The sequence below is a fragment of the Aestuariivirga sp. genome (assembly GCF_044238155.1).
In the GTDB taxonomy this organism is placed as follows: domain Bacteria; phylum Pseudomonadota; class Alphaproteobacteria; order Rhizobiales; family Aestuariivirgaceae; genus Aestuariivirga.
Map to the genome: position 1 here is coordinate 1 of NZ_JBIIDX010000021.1, position 20,808 is coordinate 20,808.

Annotated in this window: 22 protein-coding genes; 21 read left to right on the forward strand and 1 reads right to left on the reverse strand. The window is 61.6% G+C overall.

What is annotated here, in order from left to right; genetic code table 11:
- On the forward strand, positions 1-717 hold a 717-nt coding region (locus tag ACILRN_RS03605; protein ID WP_395685643.1), incomplete at its 5' end, for an ABC transporter permease.
- 4 nt (positions 718-721) lie between these two features.
- Positions 722-1,696, forward strand: coding sequence for an ABC transporter permease (locus ACILRN_RS03610; RefSeq protein WP_395685645.1), 975 nt, complete (start codon positions 722-724; stop codon positions 1,694-1,696).
- On the opposite strand, the gene ACILRN_RS03615 is transcribed toward ACILRN_RS03610, so the two are convergent.
- Positions 1,697-2,026 carry a hypothetical protein gene (locus ACILRN_RS03615; protein ID WP_395685647.1) on the reverse strand — a complete coding sequence of 110 codons (330 nt, stop codon included), beginning with the start codon at positions 2,024-2,026 and terminating at the stop codon, positions 1,697-1,699.
- A gap of 141 nt (positions 2,027-2,167) precedes the next feature.
- On the opposite strand from ACILRN_RS03615, the gene ACILRN_RS03620 reads away from it, so the two are divergent.
- From ACILRN_RS03620 to serA, 19 genes are all read left to right on the forward strand, one after another.
- Positions 2,168-2,917 (forward strand): YebC/PmpR family DNA-binding transcriptional regulator, encoded by a 750-nt coding sequence (locus ACILRN_RS03620; RefSeq protein WP_395685649.1) that lies wholly within the window; start codon positions 2,168-2,170, stop codon positions 2,915-2,917.
- A gap of 17 nt (positions 2,918-2,934) precedes the next feature.
- Positions 2,935-3,438 (forward strand): crossover junction endodeoxyribonuclease RuvC, encoded by a 504-nt coding sequence (gene ruvC / locus ACILRN_RS03625; protein ID WP_395685651.1) that lies wholly within the window; start codon positions 2,935-2,937, stop codon positions 3,436-3,438.
- Between the two features lie 46 nt (positions 3,439-3,484).
- On the forward strand, positions 3,485-4,102 hold the full coding sequence (gene ruvA / locus ACILRN_RS03630) for a Holliday junction branch migration protein RuvA (protein WP_395685653.1): 618 nt from the start codon (positions 3,485-3,487) through the stop codon (positions 4,100-4,102).
- A complete protein-coding gene (gene ruvB / locus ACILRN_RS03635) occupies positions 4,099-5,142 on the forward strand; it encodes a Holliday junction branch migration DNA helicase RuvB (protein WP_395685655.1) in 1,044 nt (347 codons plus the stop codon). The genes ruvA and ruvB overlap by 4 nt, the downstream gene beginning before the upstream one ends.
- Positions 5,135-5,572: a tol-pal system-associated acyl-CoA thioesterase gene (ybgC, locus tag ACILRN_RS03640; protein WP_395685657.1), complete on the forward strand. Its 438-nt coding sequence runs from the start codon at positions 5,135-5,137 to the stop codon at positions 5,570-5,572. Before ruvB ends, ybgC begins: the two co-directional genes overlap by 8 nt.
- Before the next feature lie 215 nt (positions 5,573-5,787).
- A complete protein-coding gene (gene tolQ, locus ACILRN_RS03645) occupies positions 5,788-6,492 on the forward strand; it encodes a protein TolQ (RefSeq protein WP_395685659.1) in 705 nt (234 codons plus the stop codon).
- A gap of 3 nt (positions 6,493-6,495) precedes the next feature.
- Positions 6,496-6,996, forward strand: coding sequence for an ExbD/TolR family protein (locus ACILRN_RS03650; protein WP_395685661.1), 501 nt, complete (start codon positions 6,496-6,498; stop codon positions 6,994-6,996).
- Between the two features lie 2 nt (positions 6,997-6,998).
- Positions 6,999-7,910: a hypothetical protein gene (locus tag ACILRN_RS03655; protein WP_395685663.1), complete on the forward strand. Its 912-nt coding sequence runs from the start codon at positions 6,999-7,001 to the stop codon at positions 7,908-7,910.
- Between the two features lie 7 nt (positions 7,911-7,917).
- Positions 7,918-9,273 carry a Tol-Pal system beta propeller repeat protein TolB gene (gene tolB / locus ACILRN_RS03660; protein WP_395685665.1) on the forward strand — a complete coding sequence of 452 codons (1,356 nt, stop codon included), beginning with the start codon at positions 7,918-7,920 and terminating at the stop codon, positions 9,271-9,273.
- A 94-nt stretch (positions 9,274-9,367) separates the two neighbouring features.
- The gene (gene pal / locus ACILRN_RS03665) at positions 9,368-9,862 is read left to right on the forward strand and encodes a peptidoglycan-associated lipoprotein Pal (protein ID WP_395685667.1); all 495 of its coding nucleotides are present in this window, start codon (positions 9,368-9,370) and stop codon (positions 9,860-9,862) included.
- Positions 9,863-10,018: 156 nt separating this feature from the next.
- Positions 10,019-10,507 (forward strand): peptidoglycan-associated lipoprotein Pal, encoded by a 489-nt coding sequence (gene pal, locus ACILRN_RS03670; RefSeq protein WP_395685669.1) that lies wholly within the window; start codon positions 10,019-10,021, stop codon positions 10,505-10,507.
- Between the two features lie 76 nt (positions 10,508-10,583).
- Positions 10,584-11,567 (forward strand): tol-pal system protein YbgF, encoded by a 984-nt coding sequence (gene ybgF / locus ACILRN_RS03675; protein WP_395685671.1) that lies wholly within the window; start codon positions 10,584-10,586, stop codon positions 11,565-11,567.
- On the forward strand, positions 11,548-12,753 hold the full coding sequence (gene tilS, locus ACILRN_RS03680; RefSeq protein WP_395685673.1) for a tRNA lysidine(34) synthetase TilS: 1,206 nt from the start codon (positions 11,548-11,550) through the stop codon (positions 12,751-12,753). Before ybgF ends, tilS begins: the two co-directional genes overlap by 20 nt.
- A 112-nt stretch (positions 12,754-12,865) precedes the next feature.
- Entirely contained in the window at positions 12,866-14,788 is a 1,923-nt protein-coding gene (ftsH, locus tag ACILRN_RS03685) for an ATP-dependent zinc metalloprotease FtsH (RefSeq protein ID WP_395685675.1), read from the forward strand.
- A complete protein-coding gene (gene folP / locus ACILRN_RS03690; protein WP_395685676.1) occupies positions 14,788-15,816 on the forward strand; it encodes a dihydropteroate synthase in 1,029 nt (342 codons plus the stop codon). Before ftsH ends, folP begins: the two co-directional genes overlap by 1 nt.
- Positions 15,817-15,823: 7 nt before the next feature.
- Complete coding sequence (gene glmM / locus ACILRN_RS03695; protein WP_395685678.1) at positions 15,824-17,170, forward strand: phosphoglucosamine mutase; 1,347 nt, start codon at positions 15,824-15,826, stop codon at positions 17,168-17,170.
- A gap of 170 nt (positions 17,171-17,340) precedes the next feature.
- Entirely contained in the window at positions 17,341-17,871 is a 531-nt protein-coding gene (locus ACILRN_RS03700; protein WP_395685680.1) for an outer membrane protein, read from the forward strand.
- Positions 17,872-18,020: 149 nt separating this feature from the next.
- Entirely contained in the window at positions 18,021-19,142 is a 1,122-nt protein-coding gene (locus ACILRN_RS03705) for a phosphoserine transaminase (RefSeq protein ID WP_395685692.1), read from the forward strand.
- Positions 19,143-19,171: 29 nt separating this feature from the next.
- A complete protein-coding gene (gene serA / locus ACILRN_RS03710; RefSeq protein ID WP_395685682.1) occupies positions 19,172-20,761 on the forward strand; it encodes a phosphoglycerate dehydrogenase in 1,590 nt (529 codons plus the stop codon).
- Positions 20,762-20,808: the final 47 nt, after the last annotated feature.

A 20,808-nucleotide genomic window follows, 5' to 3' on the forward strand; every position in this document is an offset into this window, starting at 1 on the left:
GCCGATGGCTGGTTCGAGCAGACGGCGCCCGAGCAGCAAATCTACATCTACATCTTCCTCAAGACATTCGTTTATTCGGCGCTGATCACGGGCATATCCCTGCTGCTCGGCTTTCCAGTGGCACATTTGCTGGCCACCTTGCCGATGGCCAGAGCAAATCTGCTGATGATCCTTGTCCTGCTGCCCTTCTGGACATCGCTCCTGGTGCGAACCAGTGCCTGGATCGCGCTTCTCCAGCAGCAAGGCGTGGTCAATGACGGCCTTGTTGCCACCGGTGTGATTGCCGACGAGAGCCGAATTGCGATGATTTACAATCAGACCGGCACGATCGTGGTTATGACGCACATCCTGCTGCCATTCATGGTGCTGCCGCTCTATTCGGTAATGCGGACCATCCCTCCGACCTATGCGCGGGCTGCGCGTTCGCTCGGCGCGTCGAGCTGGACGACCTTCCGCCGTATCTATCTGCCGCAAACCCTGCCCGGCGTTGCGGCGGGGTCGCTTCTCGTCTTCATCCTTGCCGTTGGCTACTACATCACCCCGGCGCTGGTGGGTGGCGCCGATGGCCAGCTGATATCGAACTTCATCGCCTTCCACATGTCCAAGTCGAACTGGTCAATGGCGGCAGCGCTGTCCACGGTCCTGTTGCTGGCCGTATTCATTCTTTACTGGCTATATGACCGGCTGATCGGCATCGATCGCCTCAAGCTCGGGTGACTCGATGGCGCTTCCTCCCTATGCCTCTCCGCTCGAACGCGCCTGGTACTATACGTACCTGCTGATCTGTACGGCGATTTTCATTTTCCTGATCGCCCCGATCATCATCATCATTCCTCTGTCCTTCAATGTGGAACCCTATTTCAGCTTTACGCGCAAGATGCTGGAGCTCGACCCCTCCGGCTACTCACTGCGGTGGTATGATCTCTTGCTGACGGCTGGGCTGAATGCGCCCGAAGATGCCGTCCGCGACAGCAGCTGGTGGGCCCAGGTCTGGCGCGAGGCCACATGGGTGCGCGCCGCCAAGAGTTCACTATGGGTCGGCTTCTGGTCGATGCTGCTCGCCACGGTGCTCGGTACCATCGCCGCGCTCGGCCTTTCGCGGCCCGAAATGCCCTACCGCCGCCTGATCATGGCAATCCTCATCTCGCCGATGATCGTGCCTATCATCATCACGGCGACGGGATTGTTCTTTGCCTACTCTGCTGCGTGCGTGCCGCAGGACAGCATGGTTGGCTCCGTGCTTGCGCCCTTCCTCTCGCACAAGGGCTGTCTGGCCAATAGCTATCTGGGCATAATCCTTGCGCATGCGATGCTGGGCATCCCCTTCGTGATCATCACTGTCACGGCCACATTGATAGGCTTTGACCAGACCCTTATCCGCGCCGCGGCCTCGCTCGGCGCCTCACCCACGCGGATCTTCTTCAAGGTGACAATGCCGCTCATTCTGCCCGGCATCATTTCCGGAGCGCTGTTCGCCTTCGTCACCTCTTTTGATGAGGTGGTTGCCGTTCTCTACATCGCCAGCGCCGATCAGCAGACGATTCCGCGCCAGATGTGGAATGGAATCCGGGAAGCGATCAGCCCGGCCATTCTTTCGATTGCAACGATACTCGTCTTCGTATCGATCGGATTGTTGGTGGTGGTGGAAATGCTGCGCCGCCGCTCTGAGCGGCTCAGGGGCGTCCGGCCGTCCTGACTATCTCGTGGCGCGGCGGGAGCCGCCCGTCGGCTGGGTGGCTGAGGTGTTGGCAAGCTCCGAAAGCTCCTTCAGATGTGACATGGCCTGCTCAAGCCGTGCGCAGGCGGTCGCCTCGTCCGCCCTGGCCAGCGAGGCTCCTCCGGCCTCCAGGGCAATGCCCGCGCGTGAGGAGGTCTCGGACAGGGTCGCAATGGCGTTGAACAGGCGACCGGAGGGCGCAACTTCCATCAGCCGGCCGAGCTTGCGCAGCGATGCTGCAGCCGCCGTGCCGGACAGGCCCTCGGCTGCAAAGCAGATTTCGTTGATCTTGCCGTGGCCCGCCTTCATGCTCGTCACTCCTTACGCACAAACACTGACCGGAAGCTTGGCTGGCCCAGCTTAAGGCCCGGTTAAGCGCCTTGTTTCGCGATGGCGGCCTTGTCTATAAGTCCGGACCAGAACACGTCAGTCCGTCTTTCCGGGGGGGTCATGGCCGGCCATTCGCAATTCAAGAACATCATGCACCGCAAGGGCAAGCAGGATGCCGTGCGCTCGAAGATCTTTTCGAAACTGGCGCGCGAGATCACGGTGGCGGCCAAGGCGGGCCTGCCTGACCCCGAGGCCAATTCGCGGCTGAGGCTGGCGATCCAGAACGCCCGCGCCGAGAACATGCCCAAGGACAACATCGAGCGGGCAATCAAGAAAGCGGCCGGTGGCGACGGCGAGAACTACGACCAGGTGCGATACGAGGGCTACGGCCCTGGCGGGGTCGCCGTGATTGTCGAGGCGCTGACCGACAACCGCAACCGGACTGCTTCGAACGTCCGCTCGCTGTTCACGAAATATGGCGGCAACCTCGGCGAGACGGGCTCCGTTGCCTTCATGTTCGCGCGGGTGGGCGAGATCGTTTATCCCGCTGCAAAGGCAACCGGGGACGGCATGCTCGAAGCCGCCATCGATGCCGGCGCGGATGATGTTGTCTCGGATGCCGCAAACCACACGGTCACGTGTGCCTTCGAAGCGCTGGGAGAGGTGTCTTCTGCCCTGGCCAGGGCCTTTGGCGAGGCCTCTTCGGTGAAGGTGATCTGGAAGCCGCAGACGCTGACCCCGCTCGACCAGGAAAAGGCGGAAAGCCTGCTCAAGCTCGTCGATTCCCTTGACGAAGATGATGACGTGCAGGTGGTGTTCTCGAATGCCGACATACCTGACGAGGTGATGGCCAGGCTCGGTGGCGCCTGATGTGGTAGACTGGCCCGATGGTCAGAATCATTGGCATCGACCCGGGTCTGCGCAACACCGGCTGGGGTGTGATCGCAACAGAGGGCGCGCGCCTGATCTATGTGGCCGATGGCGCCCTGCACTCTGATGCGGCAAAGCCGCTTGCTGAACGCCTTCTGGAACTTCATGCCCAGCTGATCGATGTCATTCGAGAGCATCAGCCAGACGAGGCAGCCGTCGAGGAAACATTCGTGAACACCGATGCGCGGGCGACGCTCAAGCTCGGTCAGGCGCGCGGTGCGCTGATGCTGGCGCCCGCCATGCTGAAAATCCCGGTTTCCGAATATGCCCCCAACACGGTCAAGAAGGCGGTCGTGGGTGCGGGGCATGCGGAAAAGGATCAGGTCAAGCACATGGTGAAGCTGCTGCTCCCAAGGGCCGTGATGCGTACAGCGGATTCAACCGATGCCCTGGCGGTTGCCATCTGCCATGCCCACTACCGTGGCGCCCAGAAACTCGCCGACGTTCTGGCCCGTTCTTGACTTGTTCTCTTTGAGCCTATAGCAAGCCCAGTGAAAGGGCGCGCGGATGATCGCAAAACTCAAAGGTCGGATCGATGCCGTGGGCGCGGACTGGCTGGTGATCGAGGTGAACGGGGTTGGCTATCACGTGTCCTGTTCATCCCGGACCCTGGCCGCCTTGCCGGGGCCTGGCGGCTTTGCCGAACTCCACACCGACATGCTGGTCAGCCAGGACCTGATCCGGCTCGTTGGGTTTGCGACACCAGCGGAACGGGAATGGTTCCGGCTGCTGCAAACCGTGCAGGGGGTTGGCACCAAGGTGGCGCTGGCCATTCTCTCCACCCTGTCTTCAGCTGAAATCGGCAGTGCCATCGCCCTTCAGGACAAGGCGATGATTGGCCGGGCCACTGGCGTGGGCAAGAAACTGGCGGAACGCATCGTGCTTGAACTCAAGGACAAGACAGCCGCACTTGCCCCGCTTGATCTGCAGCTGGGACAGGTCTCCGCCGGTCTCGATGCGCCAAGGCCCACTGCAGCCAGCGATGCCATCTCCGCGCTCATCAATCTCGGGTATGGACAGGCGCAGGCTGGCGTTGCCGTTGCCGCAGCCCTGCGCAGCGCGGGAGATGATCAGCCGACGGAGAAACTCATTCGCCTGGCGCTTAAGGAGCTTGCCAGCTCATGACCAGCCCGGTACGCGGTGTGGATGAATCCCGTGATGACGCAGTCGACACGCACCTGAGGCCGCAGAGGCTTGAGGAATTCATTGGCCAGTCCAAGGCCAAGCAGAATTTGCGCATCTTCATCGAGGCGGCGCGCACCCGCGGTGAGGCGCTTGACCATGTGCTGTTCGCGGGCCCGCCGGGACTTGGCAAGACGACTCTTGCCCAGATCATGTCGCGTGAGCTCGGCGTCAATTTCAAGGCCACCTCCGGTCCGGTCATTGCAAAGGCGGGCGATCTTGCCGCGCTGCTGACCAACCTTGAGGAGCGTGACGTTCTGTTCATCGATGAAATCCACCGGTTGAACCCGGCCGTCGAGGAGGTGCTTTACCCGGCGATGGAGGATTTCCAGCTCGATCTGATCATCGGCGAGGGGCCGGCTGCGCGCTCAGTGAAGATTGATCTCGCCAAATTCACGCTGGTCGGCGCCACCACGCGCACAGGTCTTCTGACCACACCCTTGCGCGATCGGTTTGGCATTCCTGTCCGGCTCGACTTCTACACCGAGGAGGAACTCCTCGAGATCGTCCGGCGCGGCGCGCGCGTGATGCAGATGGGCATTGCCGAGGATGGCGCCCGCGAAATTGCAAGGCGCGCCCGCGGTACGCCTCGTATCGCGGGCCGGCTGCTGCGCCGGGTCCGCGACTTTGCGGCCGTATCGCGCGTAGCGGTGATTGATGCCGCCATGGCCAGCCAGGCGCTGTCTGCGCTTGATGTTGATTCGAAGGGGCTGGATTCGCTCGACCACCGCTATCTGAGCTGCATCGCGGTCAATTTCGGCGGCGGCCCCGTCGGCATAGACACGATCGCGGCATCGCTCTCGGAATCGCGTGATGCGATCGAGGATATTGTCGAGCCCTTCCTGCTGCAACTGGGCTTCCTCAACCGAACCCCTCGCGGCAGGCTGCTCACGCCACACGCGTTCCGACATCTGGGTCTCGCGGTACCCCAGCGGCCTGAAATCACCCAGGGGCTGCTGCCACTCGGAGATGATGATGGCTGAGGCGTGGCCTGATCTTGCCGGGCGGCTCGTGGCTGGCGTGCATGTGCTGCCCGTCAGGGTCTATTTCGAGGACACGGACGCCGGGGGTGTGGTCTACCACGCCCGGTATCTCGCTTTCTGCGAGCGGGCGCGTTCCGATATGCTGCGGCTCATGGGCATTCATCAATCCCGTATGGGTGAGCTGGGCTTTGTGGTCCGCCGCATGGCCTGCGAGTTCCTGAAGCCTGCCCGGCTGGATGATCTCCTCGAGGTTGAAACGCGGTTCCGGGACTGGTCTGGCGCGCGGCTCGAGATGAACCAGTTGGTGCGACGGGGGGCGGAAGTGCTGTTTCAGGCTGACGTGACAATCGCCGTGATCGATCTTCGGGGACGGCCGCGACGTCTGCCAGCGAAATTGGCCGCTCTGTTTTCCGGCGTGACTGAAAGCTGAATCGTAACAAAGCCTTAACCATAAACGCTCCAACTGGCGGCACCGGCGTGCTGGAAGCAGTGGGCCGGACGGCGGGAAACCGGCGCAAAAGGCCAGAATCGCCGCAGTTTCGACAGATTTGGCATGTTTTTCACGGCCTTTCGTTCAAGGCTTGAAAGAAACCAGAGCGGCAGTGAAGGCCACACGACGGACCTCATGCGTGATGGAAGGGCAGGATGGCAGCTTTTGCAGTGATGACGGCACCTGGGGGCGAGATTTCGCTCTGGCATCTGATTGTCCAGGCCAGTTGGGTCGTGAAGCTCGTCATGGCGGGGCTTGCCCTGTCCTCGGTGTGGAGCTGGGCGATCATAATCGAGAAGTTCTTCGCGGTGCGGAGGATGAATGCCGCCAACGATCGTTTCGAAAAGGTGTTCTGGTCGGGACAGTCCCTTGAGGACCTCTTCCGTACCATCGGCAACCGCAACAGCATCGGTCTCGCGGCAATCTTCACAGCCGCCATGCGTGAATGGAAGCGCAGCCAGGACGCCGCCCTGCGGGCGGGCTTCCAGGGCGTCCAGAAGCGCATCGAGAAGGTGATGGACGTGCAGATCCAGAAGGAGATGCATGACGTCGAGGCACGGCTTCTGTTCCTGGCCACCACCGGCTCGGCCGCGCCCTTCATCGGGCTGTTCGGCACGGTTTGGGGTATCATGGTGTCGTTCCAGGCTATCGCCAATTCCCAGAACACCAACCTCAACGTGGTGGCGCCCGGCATCGCGGAGGCCCTCTTCGCTACCGCCATCGGCCTGGTTGCCGCCATACCGGCCACGATCTTCTACAACATGTATGTTGCCGATGCCGGAAAGATTGGGGCTCGGCTTGAGAACTTCGCCGACGAGTTCTCCGCCATCATCTCGCGTCAGCTCGATGAGCGGGCCTAGGACATGGGTATGTCTGCAGGTGGAACAGGTGGTGGCTATCAGCGGCGCAGCACGCGCCGGCGTGCAGCGAAAGGTGTGATAAGCGAGATCAACGTCACGCCGCTGGTCGACGTGATGCTGGTGCTGCTGATCGTGTTCATGGTTGCCGCGCCGCTGATGACGGTGGGCGTGCCAATTGACCTGCCGAAAACCGAAGCAAAGCCACTCAACAGCCAGGTGGAACCGCTCAGCGTATCGATCAAGCCTGATGGAACCATCTTCCTCATGGAACAGCAGATGACCCTGGAGGAGCTTGGTCCAAAGCTCAAGGCGTTGTACGCTGTGGACGCCGACAAGGAAATCCGCGTACGCGGGGATCTCGCTGCAACCTATGGGCCGATCGCCCAGGTGCTGGGCGCCATCAATGCAGCTGGTTTCAAGAAGATCGGTCTTGAGACTTTACCCGGTGGAACCGAGGCCGGTCAGTCGCCAGCACCGGCCAGCCCAGACGCCGGACAGAACTGAACATGAAGAAGGGCCTTGCAGTCTCGGTCTTTCTGCATGGGGCCATTCTGGCTGCTGCACTGGTCGTGCTGCCAAATCCGCGTCATGAGCCCATGCCGGTCGAATCCGTGGTGGTCGACATCTCGAATATCTCCGACACCAACAAACTCTCTGCCACAGCCAAGGATGCCCCCGAGAAGGTTGAGGCGCCCGCCCCGAAGAAAGCCGAGATCGTGAAGACGGTCGATGAAACGCTGAAGGTTGCTGAAAAAGAACTGACGGCCGCCAAGCAGGTCGAGGCGCCGCCGCCTCCGCCTGAAGTCAAGCCTGAGGAACCGAAAAAGGAAGAACCACCCCCGCCGGACCCCGATGCAATGGCCAGCCTTCTCAAGAAGGTGGAGGAGCCAAAGCAGGAGGAAAAGCCAAAGCCAGCGAAGAAGCCCGAAAAGAAGCCGCAGAAAAAGGCTCAGAAGCTCGATACCGCGAAGCTTGAGGAGATGCTCAATTCCGATGCGCTCCTCAACAAGGAGAACGAGGAAAAGACCACAAACGCCTCCGCCGCCACGACCGATGGCAATCCTGCGAAGGGCGAAGCCAATCTGCAGGGCAAGGATCAGGCGCTGTCGGCCACCGCCATTGCCGCATTCGTTCAGCGTATCCGGGAGTGCTGGGTCATTCCCCCGGGTGCTCGCGAAGGTAACATCACCATCAAGGTTCGAATTCAGATGAATCAGGACGGCTCCATTGCGGGTCAGCCTGAGGTCATGAACGGGCCGGGTGATTTCCTCTTTGACACCACGGCACGCTCGACGGTAGCTGCGATCCTGGGCTGCCAGAATTATGATTTCCTCCCGCAGGACCAGTATGACGTCTGGAAGGATCTCGTTCTGAACTTCAATCCAAACATGTTCGCTGATGCGACGCCCACGCAGTGACAGGCAAATGAGCAAAACCCCACCAATGATCCCGGCTGCCCCACCACTTGATGTCTTGCGCCGCGCGGCTGCGCTTGTGCTCGCCGTCCTTGCGCTTTCAGGTTTGTGTTCGTTTGCGCAGGCGCAAACTGAAATCGACATCACGGGCGGCCGCATCGATCCGCTGCCGATTGCCATCGCCCCCTTCCTGGCTGGTGGTGGCGCCGAGGAGTCTGCCGCGACGATCGCTGGCGTCGCCACCAACAACCTGGGCCGATCGGGTTATTTTGCTCCCATCGATCCACAGACCTTCATCGAGCAGATCAGCAGCTTCGAGCAGATGCCGAACTTTGCCAGCTGGCGGCAGGTTCAGGCCAAGGCCCTCGTCGCTGGGCAGGCCTTTCTTGACGGAGACAAGCTGCGGGTCGAATTCCGCCTCTGGGATGTCAATACTGGCCAGCAACTCGCAGCCCAGCAATTCACATCCTCGCCCAAGAATGCCCGGCGTATCGGCCACATGATTTCGGACATCATCTACAAGGCGATGACCGGAATAGACGGGTATTTTGATACGCGCGTGGTCTTTGTCTCCGAACAAGGCCCGAAGGACAAGCGTGTCAAGACGCTGTTCATCATGGATCAGGATGGCTTCAATCCCCGTCCCCTTACCGATGGCACCGATCTGGTGCTGACGCCGCGGTTCTCGCCATCCACCAACGAGATCACCTATATGTCCTTTGGCAGCGGCGATCCGCGGGTCTATCTCATGAACATTGATACCCGCCAGCGCGAGATCGTGGGCGAATTTCCGAACATGAGTTTCGCTCCGCGCTTCTCTCCTGATGGCCAGCGCGTGATCATGAGTCTTCAGGAAGGCGGCAACGCCAATATCTTCGAACTCGACCTGCGCTCCCGCCAGCTGCGCCAACTCACCAACTTGCCGGCCATCAACACGGCGCCCTGCTATTCGCCAGATGGCAGCCAGATAACCTTTGAGTCTGATCGCGGGGGAACCCAGCAGATCTATGTGATGAATGCCGATGGATCCAATCAGGTCCGGATCAGTTTCGGAGAGGGGCGCTATTCGACCCCGGTCTGGTCGCCGGATGGCAGTCACATCGCCTTCACCAAGCAGGGCAGGGGCAAGTTCGCAATCGGCGTCATGAAACCTGATGGTTCTGGTGAACGCATCCTCACCGAGGGCTATCACAACGAAGGCCCGACGTGGGCTCCGAACAGCAGGGTCATCATGTTCTTCCGCGACACGCAGGGCGAGAGCGGCGGGCCGCAACTCTGGTCGGTCGATATCACAGGTTACAATGAGCAGCGCGTGCCGGTTGAGGGCTTCAGCTCAGACCCCGCCTGGTCACCAAAGCTCAATTAAGGAGAGATGCAAGGCAACGTGCAGTGACGGCCGCAACCCGAAGGCGCAGGTGGCGGTTTCATTCAGATCAAGGCTCAGATGGGAAACTGACAACATGAACAGACGTGCAAGTTTCAAGATGGCGGCGGCTTTCGCCTGTGTGCTGGCGCTCACCGCCTGCTCAAAGAAGAAAACCGATCTCGCCGCGGGTACAGGCCCGGGCGCAGCGGCAGTGCCTGGCTCGGAGCAGGATTTCACCGTCAATGTCGGTGATCGGGTATTCTTTGCCGAGGATCAGTCCACCCTGTCGCCTGAAGCCCAGGAAACGCTTCGCCGGCAAGCCCAGTGGCTGCAGACATATCCAACCGTCGTCGTGCAGGTTGAAGGCCACGCAGACGAGCGCGGCACGCGCGAATACAACATTGCCCTGTCGGCCCGGCGCGCCACTGCCGCGCGGGAATTTCTCATTGCGCAGGGCGTTGCCGCGAGCCGTATTTCATCCATTGCCTATGGCAAGGAGAGGCCGGCGGCGCTGTGTGATGCCGAGCAGTGCTGGTCGCAGAACCGACGGGCGGTGACGGTCATTACAGGTGGCGCCAAGACCTCGTGAGGCTTGCTCATGGAGGGCCATCTTGCGCTGGTCACGCGCCGGTGAGAGAATGTTAACCCTGTTGCGGCAAGCTGCAACGAGTGGTCGTCACCTGCGGGGGGCGGACGGCTGTATTGGCTCGGCCATTCCGGCGAGCCCCGGTGAAGGAGTGGGTATATGCTGACACGTATGGCAGGCCTCAAGTTCGTTGCGGTGCTGGGCTGCTTCCTGGCGCTTGCCGCGTGTTCAAAGAAGAATACTCCCAACCTTGAGGCCGGCACGGGCGCCGTTCCCGGGTCGCAGCAGGATTTCACGGTCAATGTAGGTGATCGGGTGTTTTTTGCCGAGGACCAGTCCACATTGTCGTCCGAGGCTCAGGAAACGCTGCGGCGCCAAGCCGAATGGCTTAACAAATACCCCAAGGTCACGGTTCAGGTCGAAGGCCACGCCGACGAGCGCGGCACGCGCGAATACAATATCGCGCTGTCCGCCCGCCGTGCCACCTCAGCGCGAGATTTCCTGATTTCGCAGGGGGTTGCGGCCAGCCGCATTTCATCGATCGCCTATGGCAAGGAGCGCCCCGTGGCGCTGTGCGATGCCGAGCAGTGCTGGTCCCAGAACCGCCGGGCCGTCACCGTCATCACCGGTGGAGCCGTCGGAGGCTAACAGCCTCAATTTTACCGTGATTTCCCTGCACCTGAAGGCTTGACCAATCCGGCTTCGGGGGTATCTGGTGACGATCATGCTGAGGCACATCACTCTAATCGTGGCGGTCCTGGGTCTTGTGGGCCTTGGCATGTCGGCGCCGTCAATGGCTCAGAGCCCGTCAGAGATGGCAGTTCGCCTGCAACAACTCGAAGAGCAGGTCCGGTTGCTGACAGGTCAAGTCGAACAGCTGACATTTCAGTTGAAGCAGCTGCAGTCGGCTTCTGCCCCGGCCGGCGCCCCGCCTCAGGCGCCTGCGGCCACTCTGGCTGCGCCCTCAGATCAGGCTGCCCAGCAGCAGCGGCTGGCTGCAGCCTCGACCGGCACGCCGCTTCCCGACAGCAACGGCATTGAGGTGATTCAGCAGCAACCGCTGGAGTCGGTCCAGCTGGCACCACCTCAGCCCTCCGAGACGGATCTGGCGGGGCTTGCTCCTGGCGCCAAGGTACTGGGCGCACTCGGCACCGGTTCAGCCGATCCCAACGATGGTGGCTTTCAGGGTCAGGTTCTGGTTCCGCCCTCTCAGCAGGAGGCCGGCGATGTATTTGCCCAGCAGCCTGCTGTGAGCGCCGCCCCGGCGGTTCCGGGCAGCACTGCGGTGGAAACCGTTGCCCTAAATCCCGACGCACAGGGGGAGACGCCTGAGGCGTTGTACGAGCGCTCCAACGAGAGCCTCCTGCGCCGCCAGTTCGGTGACGCAGAGGCCGGTTTCTCCACTTTCCTGCAGAAATATCCCGATCATAGCCTTGCCGGCAGCGCGCAGTATTGGCTCGGCGAGACGTTCTATGCCCAGGGTGATTTCAAGCGCGCGGCCGCCAATTTCCTGCAGGGCTTCAAGAAATATCCCAAAAGCCGTCGTGCGCCCGACAGCTTGCTGAAACTTGGCATCTCGCTCAACAAGCTGGGGCAGGGTGAGCAGGCCTGCGCGGCGTTTGCCGCGGTCAGCGCCGACTATCCCAAGGCGGTGGACGCCCGGAAGCGGGCGCAGGCCGAAGCCAAGCGTGCCGGCTGCACCTCCTGACATCGACGCGGCGTTCTCGCCACTTCTCGCCGAACGCCATGTCGCGCTGGCCGTGTCAGGCGGATCAGACTCGATTGCGATGATGCACCTCGCTCAGCGCTGGGCTGCCGTGCATCATCCAACGCTCCGCCTCTCGGTTCTGACAGTCGATCATGGGCTGAGGGCAGCCTCTGCTCGCGAGGCGAGCCAGGTAGCGCAATGGGCGGACGCCCTCGGTCTTGGTCATCACACGCTGCTCTGGCATCACTCGGAAAAACCCAAGACGGGCTTGCAGGCCAAGGCGCGCGTTGCACGCTACGATCTGATGACCGCATGGTGCGGCGCGCAGGGTGCCGGTCTGCTCCTCACGGCCCACACGCTCGATGATCAGGCCGAAACCGTTCTGATGCGGCTTGCCCGCACGACGAGTCCAGAGAGCCTCGCAGGTATCAGGCACGTGCTTGTCTGGCAGGGCGTTCGGGTCATGCGCCCCCTGCTCGGTGTACGCCGGCAAGCCTTGCGCGACCATCTTCAGAGTATGGGCCAGTGCTGGGTCGAAGATCCCAGCAATGACGACCTGCGTTTCGAGCGCGTTCGAGCCCGCCACGCGCTGGCCACTGTTGCACCAGACCAACCCCTGGCGGAGACGCTTGCCGCGCTGGCCCGCGCCAGTGCGCGCACTGCGGGCGTGCGGGCTGCATCGGTTGATGCCTGGCTCGAACGCTGGCTGACTGAGGCTGATGCAGGTTTCTGCCTCTTGCCACTGGCAGAGTTCCAGGGGTTGACCGCCGCACTTCAGGCCCAGGCCCTGGCACGGCTTGTTCATCATTACGGCGGCCAGCAGCCTCTTCCGGAGGCTGCCGAGCTGCAGCGTCTGGCCAGCTGGGCCGCTGGCGAGGACGGGCCACTACGCCGCACCCTGGCCGGGGCGGTGGTTGGCCGACGCAAGGCGACCATCTGGGTCACGCGGGAGGCCGGCCGTATTCCAGATCGGCCTGCAATTGTTCCTGGCAGCGGTAAGCTATTGTGGGACAAGCGTTTTATTGTTGAGGCCGAACCTGGAAGCCTGATTGAGGCGGCGGGTTCCAGGGCTGTAGCGCTGGCGGGCCGCGTGCCCACTCATGCCCGACAGGCCTATCCCTGGGTGCAGGGACCGTCCTCTGCAGCCGCGGCGCGCATCAGTTTCCGGCCTCTGCTGGCGCGATAGGGCAATATTTGCCCGTCGGCATTCTTGGAAAAGTCTCGGCTTCACCCTATGTTAGGGGTCAAATCATGGTTATGGCGCCCGGCGGTCCGGGCGGCCAGATTCGAGGGCTCTCGTGAATCAATTCCGGAATTTCGCCGTTTGGATCGTCATCGCGCTATTGCTGTTTGCACTGTTCAGCCTGTTCCAGGGTCAGGTGAACCGGACGGCCAGTTCGGAGATCAGCTATTCCGACTTCCTTGATAAGGCAAATTCGGGTTCCGTTCAGTCGATCGTCATCACCGGCGACAGCATCACCGGCAAGTTGTCGGATGGAACAAGCGTTCAGACGACTGGTCCGCTGATGTATTTCGAAGACCAGTTGAAGGAGTTGCGTGACAAGAACGTGCAGATCAGCTTCCGCACGGCGCAGAGCGACTCGATGCTCACCAATGCTCTGGTCTACTGGTTGCCCATGCTGCTGCTCATCGGCGTGTGGGTGTTCTTCATCCGTCAGATGCAGGCGGGCTCCGGCAAGGCCATGGGGTTCGGCAAGTCCAAGGCGAAGCTCCTCACGGAGCGCCATGGCCGCGTGACCTTCGATGACGTGGCAGGCGTGGAGGAGGCCAAGGACGATCTGGTCGAGATCGTGGACTTCCTGAAGGATCCGCATAAGTTTCAGCGGCTCGGCGGCAAGATTCCGAAGGGTGCATTGCTCGTCGGCCCGCCCGGTACCGGCAAGACGCTTCTTGCCCGTGCCATTGCCGGGGAGGCGAATGTTCCCTTCTTCACCATCTCCGGTTCCGACTTCGTGGAGATGTTCGTGGGCGTTGGCGCATCGCGCGTGCGCGACATGTTCGAGCAGGCCAAGAAGAACGCGCCGTGCATCATCTTCATCGACGAAATCGATGCCGTTGGCCGCCACCGCGGCGCGGGTCTCGGCGGGGGCAACGACGAGCGTGAGCAGACGCTGAACCAGCTGCTGGTCGAGATGGACGGTTTCGAGGCAAATGAAGGCGTGATACTGATCGCGGCGACCAACCGCCCCGATGTGCTTGATCCCGCGCTGCTGCGTCCGGGCCGCTTCGACCGGCAGATCGTCGTGCCCAATCCCGATGTGCAGGGCCGGGAGAAGATCCTGAAGGTGCATATGCGCAATGTGCCTCTGGCGCCGGATGTAGATGCAAAGACGATTGCGCGCGGCACCCCTGGCTTTTCAGGTGCGGATCTGTCCAATCTCGTCAACGAGGCGGCACTGCTGGCCGCGCGTCGCAACAAGCGCATCGTGACCCAGTCCGAATTCGAGGAAGCCAAGGACAAGGTGATGATGGGGGCAGAACGCCGCTCCATGGCCATGTCGGAGGACGAAAAGCGGCTCACTGCCTATCACGAGGCTGGACATGCCCTTGTCGCGCTCAATGTTCCCAAGGCCGATCCTGTCCACAAGGCGACGATCATTCCTCGCGGCCGCGCGCTCGGCATGGTGATGCAGCTGCCCGAGGGCGATCGGCTTTCGATGAGCTACACGCAGATGACGTCGCGTCTGGCCATCATGATGGGAGGCCGCATTGCCGAAGAACTGACCTTTGGCAAGGAGAACGTCACCTCCGGCGCCCAGTCCGACATCGAACAGGCCACGAGGCTCGCGCGCGCCATGGTTACGCGCTGGGGATACTCGGACACGCTTGGTGCCGTTGCCTATGGCGAGAACCAGGAAGAGGTGTTTCTCGGTCACTCCGTCTCGCGGACGCAGAACGTGTCCGAGCAGACCGCACAAACAATCGATGAGGAAGTGAAGCGTCTGGTGTCTGACGGTTTGTCTACGGCGCGCCGCATCCTGACCGAGAAAAACGATGAGCTTGAGGCTCTGGCGCGGGGTCTTCTGGAATATGAGACGCTGTCCGGCGAGGAGATCAAGAACCTCCTGGCGGGCACGCCGCCGCGGCGCGACGATGGTGAGGGAGGTCGAAAGGCGGCAAGGCCCTCGGCGTCTGTTCCTACGGCGGGGCAGGCCAAGCCGGACGGTGCAGGCGGCATGGAACCTCAGCCGCAAGCCTGATGAGCAAGATCTATTTCCGGCCCTGTGGCCTCGTCTACGGGCCTGACGCAGCCGACATGATGATAGAAGGCCGCGGAGCATCGCTCGGCGGCTTTTCTTCGATTGCCTATACCGTGCTGGAGCGCATCGAGCGCTCCGCCGGCGGCAAGCTGACCCGCAGCTTCGAGGCCGGCTCGTTGCCCCGGACAGCACTGATTCCCGGCTTTCTCGACCAGGGCCGACCACTCGTCATGGGCATCGTCAACGTGACACCCGACAGCTTCTCCGATGGCGGACTGGCCGCTACGACTGAAAGCGCCATCTCCCATGGTGTTGAGCTTGCACGGCAGGGCGCGGATATTCTCGACGTCGGCGGCGAGTCGACGCGACCCGGCTCCGACGGCGTTCCGCAGGATGAGGAGCTGCGCCGTGTCCTGCCGGTCATCGAAGGGCTGGCGGCCCGGGGATTCAAAGTTTCGGTTGATACTCGCAAGGCGAGGGTCATGCGCGAGGCGCTCGCCGCGGGAGCGCGACTTGTCAACGATGTGGCGGCCCTAACCTTCGACCCACAGGCAATGGACGTGATGGCGGAAGCCTCATGCCCCGTCATTCTCATGCATGCCCAGGGTGACCCCAAGACCATGCAGTTGAGCCCGCAATATGAGAACGTGGCGCTCGATGTCTATGATTGGCTTGCTGGCCGAATCGAGGCCTGCGAGCGGGCTGGAATAGCGCGGGAGCGACTGGTGGCTGACCCGGGCATCGGGTTCGGCAAGAGTTTCCGGCACAATCTGGACGTCCTGAGGCAGTTCACGCTTTATCACGGCCTCGGGGTTCCGCTTCTCATGGGGCTTTCCCGCAAGGGTTTCATTGGCGCTCTCACGGGCCAGAAGCTGGCGGGCGAGCGTGTCCACGGGTCAGTCGGTGGTGCGGTTTGGGCGGCGCTGAATGGCGCCCACATCCTGCGTGTGCATGACGTCCAGGCAACGGTTGAGGCACTGGCGGTTGCGCGTGCTGCGCTGGACCCGGATTCGAGCGGGCTTTCATGAGGGACTCATGACGCGGAAATACTTTGGCACGGATGGGGTGCGCGGGCGCGCCAACAGTGGCGCCATGACGGCTGACATGGTGCTGAAAATCGGCATGGCGGCCGGCAACCTCTATCGTCGTGGCAGCCACCGGCATCGCGTGGTCATCGGCAAGGATACGCGGCTTTCCGGCTACATGATCGAGAACGCCCTCACCGCCGGCCTACTGGCAGCGGGAATGGACGTGTTTCTGTTCGGCCCCGTGCCGACGCCCGCCGTGTCGATGCTGACCCGCTCCATGCGGGCTGATCTCGGCGTCATGATTTCTGCCTCCCACAACCCGTTTGCGGACAATGGCATCAAGATCTTTGGGCCAGACGGCTTCAAGCTCTCTGACGCCGAAGAGGCCCAGATCGAGGCCATGGTTGATGATGCCTCGCTGATGACGGCTGCCGTGCCCGAAAGAATTGGCCGCGCCAAGCGTATTGAAGACGCGCAGGCCCGCTACATCGAATTCGCCAAGCGCACCTTCCCGAGAGACATGACGCTCGATGGACTGCGGATTGTTGTCGATACCGCCAATGGTGCCGCCTACAGGGTTGCACCGACCGCATTGTGGGAACTGGGTGCTGAGGTAGTCCAGATCGGCGATGAGCCCAATGGACTGAACATCAACGAGGACTGTGGATCCACCCATCCTGCGGAGATGTGCCGCAAGGTTCGCGAGTTGCGCGCCGATATCGGCATCGCGCTCGATGGCGATGCGGATCGGGTGATCATTGCAGATGACAAGGGCCAGGTGGTCGATGGTGACCAGCTCATGGCGCTGATTGCCACCTCCTGGGCCAGACGCGGCGAACTCAAGGGTGGCGGTCTCGTGGCGACCGTGATGTCAAACCTTGGTCTTGAACGCTATCTCTTGGATAACAAGCTGACGCTTGCGCGCACGAGGGTTGGCGATCGCTATGTCGTGGAACATATGCGCGCACATGGCTTCAATGTGGGGGGTGAGCAGTCAGGCCACATCGTTCTGGCGGATTTCTCGACCACCGGAGATGGACTTCTGGCAGCGCTGCAGGTTCTTGCGGAGGTCAAGCGCCAGGGACGCCCCGTGAGCGAGGTGTGCAACCTGTTCACGCCATTGCCTCAGGTTCTGAAGAACGTGAAATTCCGTCAGGGTGCACCGCTGCAGGACAGCCGCGTTCGGGATGCGATTGCCGCCGCCGAAGCAGAACTCGGAAACAGCGGGCGGCTGCTCGTGAGGCCGTCGGGAACCGAGCCGGTGATCCGCGTGATGGCCGAAGGTGACGATGGAGTGATGGTGAGCCGCATCGTTGATGAACTGTGCGACATGATCGCAAGGGCCGCTGCCTGATCCGTTCATGGTAAGCGTCTGGTAAATCTGCTTCCCCGCCGTGGCACAAAATGCTGTGTCTTCAAGGCAACATTGGCCAGCTGACTTGTTTCCGCCTTAATCGCGCCCGTGTTGTGTCACGGCCCGCGGATAGTTTTCTCCCATCGTTATATTGCGAGGGAGTAAGTGAGATGAAGCAGATCACAAAGCTGGTCGTGGGGTTTGCCGTTGCCGCAGGTCTTGCAAGCGCGGCACACGCGGCCGACTCATATGCGCCAGAGGCCGTCGTTACAGCCTCCAGCTGGTATCTCCGAGCAGATGCAGGTTTCTCCTGGCTGAACACGAATGACAATACCGTCAACTCCGGCGTGATAGGCGGCGGCGTGGGTTATCAGTTCAACGACAACTTACGTACTGATCTTCGCGTTGACTACGCTGGGCTCGGGAATGATGACCACTCGCTCACGACGGCGCTTGGCAATCTCTATTTCGATGTTCCGACGCAGACCGTGATGACACCATACCTGGGTGCTGGCCTCGGCTATGGCTGGGCCACGAAGCCGGACGACGAAAAGAACGGCATTGCCTTCACGGCGATGGCTGGTGTTGCCATACACATCACGGATAATGTCAGCGCCGATGTTGGCTATCGTTACCGTCAGATCTTTTCCGAAGACGCCTATGACAACGAGGCTCTGATCGGCCTCCGCTACGGCTTCTAGAGTTTCGGCGGCAGTCAATACTGAGGGGCCTGCCCTGTGGGCGGGCCCCCTTTGCTGTGCTCTTGCACCCGGGCGCGAATTGCGCAATACCGGCACTGGGCTAGCCCTCCCCACCGAGGGTCGGTCCATCTGCAAGGATGGAGCACATGATGACGACACGACCGGCGAGGCGCCCGGCATGCGCCAATTTCTCTTCCGGCCCCTGTGCGAAGTTTCCGGGCTGGTCGGCAAACCTCATGAAAACCGCGAGCCTTGGCCGCTCTCACCGTTCGGCGGTGGGCAAGGGCCGTCTCAGGCTCGCCATCGATCTGACCCGCGAGGTTCTCCGGGTACCCGAAACCCATCTGATTGGTATCGTTCCCGCATCCGACACGGGCGCGGTCGAGATGGCCATGTGGTCGCTCCTTGGGGCGCGGCCAGTTGACCTGCTGGCCTGGGAGAGTTTCGGCGAAGGCTGGGTGAGCGATGTTCTCAAGCAATTGAAGCTGAGGGACGCCCGCGCGCTGACCGCGTCCTACGGCGACCTTCCCGATCTGTCAGCCGTAGATGCCGCGCACGACGTGGTATTCACCTGGAATGGCACCACGTCCGGGGTGCGAGTCCCTGATGCGGACTGGATCTCGGCCGATAGGGAGGGTCTCACGATTTGTGATGCAACCTCGGCGGCCTTTGCCCAGCCTCTTGACTACGCCAAGCTCGATGTCGTCACCTTCTCCTGGCAGAAGGTGTTGGGCGGGGAAGGTGCGCACGGCGTTCTGATCCTCGGGCCACGGGCCGTTGAGAGGCTGGAGTCCTATGTTCCACCCTGGCCCATGCCCAAGATCTTTCGCTTGGCCAGCGGTGGCAAGCTGATCGCCGGCATTTTCGAGGGCGAGACCATCAACACGCCCTCCATGCTGTGCGTGGAGGATTACATTCTGGCTCTGGAATGGGCCAAGGGACTCGGTGGGCTAAATGCCCTGGTGGCGCGCGCCAACGCAAATGCGGCCGTGGTGCAGCGCTGGATCGATGACCGGCCCTTCGCTGCCAATCTCGCCCGGCGCCCCGAGACACGCTCCAACACATCGGTTTGCCTCGCTCTGGGCGATAATCAGGATGTTCCGAAGAAGATCGCCAAACTTCTTGAAGCAGAAGCCGTGGCCTTCGACATCGGATCCTACCGCGATGCTCCGCCAGGGCTGCGCATCTGGTGTGGGGCTACGGTAGAAACTGCAGATCTGGACGCACTGATGCCCTGGCTTGACTGGGCCCATGCCCAGGCCAGCTCCTGATCAAATCCACAGTCAAGCAAGGATAATCCATGCCAGCCCCACGTGTTCTCGTATCTGACAAGCTGTCAGAGACCGCCGTTCAAATCTTTCGTGATCGCGGCGTCGACGTCGATTACCAACCCGAACTCGGAAAGGACAAGGACAGGCTCCTTTCTGCAATTCCGGCCTATGACGGACTTGCCATTCGCTCGGCGACCAAGGTCACTCCAAAGCTGATCTCTGCCGCAACTCAATTGCGGGTCATTGGGCGCGCTGGCATTGGCGTTGACAATGTTGACCTTCCCGCCGCAACGCAGCGTGGCATCGTGGTGATGAATACGCCATTTGGCAATGCCATCACCACCGCCGAACATGCCATCGCCATGATGATGTCCCTGGCGCGGCAGATCCCGGAGGCGAGTGCCTCAACGCGTGGCGGCAGGTGGGAGAAGAACCGTTTCATGGGCGTTGAGCTGTTCAACAAGACGCTGGGTGTGATCGGCTGTGGCAATATCGGTTCGATCGTTGCCGACAGGGCTCTTGGCCTCAGGATGCGGGTCATTGCGTTTGATCCATTCCTCTCCCCTGAACGTGCAGTTGAGATTGGGGTCGAGAAGGTTGAACTTGACGACATCTTCCGGCGTTCGGATTTCATCACCCTGCATACGCCCCTCACCGAGAAAACGCGCAACATCATAGATGCGCGGGCGCTTTCAATGTGCCGGAAAGGCGTTCGCATCATCAACTGCGCGCGCGGCGGCCTTGTGTCCGAGGATGCGCTTCACGATGCGCTGCGTTCGGGGCACGTGGCCGGCGCAGCACTGGACGTGTTCGAAGTGGAACCCGCCACCAGCCACCCCCTGTTCGAGCTGGAGACCGTCGTTTGCACGCCGCATCTGGGGGCCTCCACCGGCGAGGCGCAGGAAAATGTGGCTCTCCAGGTAGCAGAACAGATGGCGGACTATCTGCTGTCGGGAGCCGTCTCGAATGCCCTCAACATGCCTCCGATCTCGGCGGATGAGGCGCCGCGCTTGCGCCCCTTCATCGGCCTGGCGGAAAGACTTGGGTCTTTCGCGGGCCAGCTGACGGATGAACCCATTTCCAGCATCGTTCTGGAATATGCCGGTGAGGTCGGCAACATGAACACCCGCGCGCTGACGTCGGCTGCGCTGGCCGGCATCTTGCGGCCCATGCTCGGCACGGTGAACATGGTGTCGGCGCCCGTGGTGGCGCGCGAACGGGGGATCAAGGTCGATGAGGTCAGGCAAAGCCAGCGCGGTGCCTATGGCACATATATCCGCCTCACGGTGAAGACATCCGGCCTTGAGCGTTCCGTTGCCGGCACGGTTTTCTCGGACGGCAAGGCCCGCATCATCCAGATCAAGGGCATCGATCTTGAGGCCGAGTTTGGTTCGCATATGCTCTACATCACCAACGAGGACCGGCCAGGCTTCATTGGGGCGCTTGGCACCGTTCTTGGAAATGCAGGGGTCAACATCGCCACCTTCAATCTTGGTCGCAGGGCCCAGGGCGATGAGGCAATCTGCCTCGTGTCGGTGGATGAACGGCCGCCGCCGGCCGTGCTCAAGGCAGTGAGCGGTCTGCCCCAGGTGAAACAGGCGCGGCCGCTCGACTTCTGAGCGTCTGTGACGCGGCCTTTGCAGCTTTCTACGCCCAGCCGCCACGC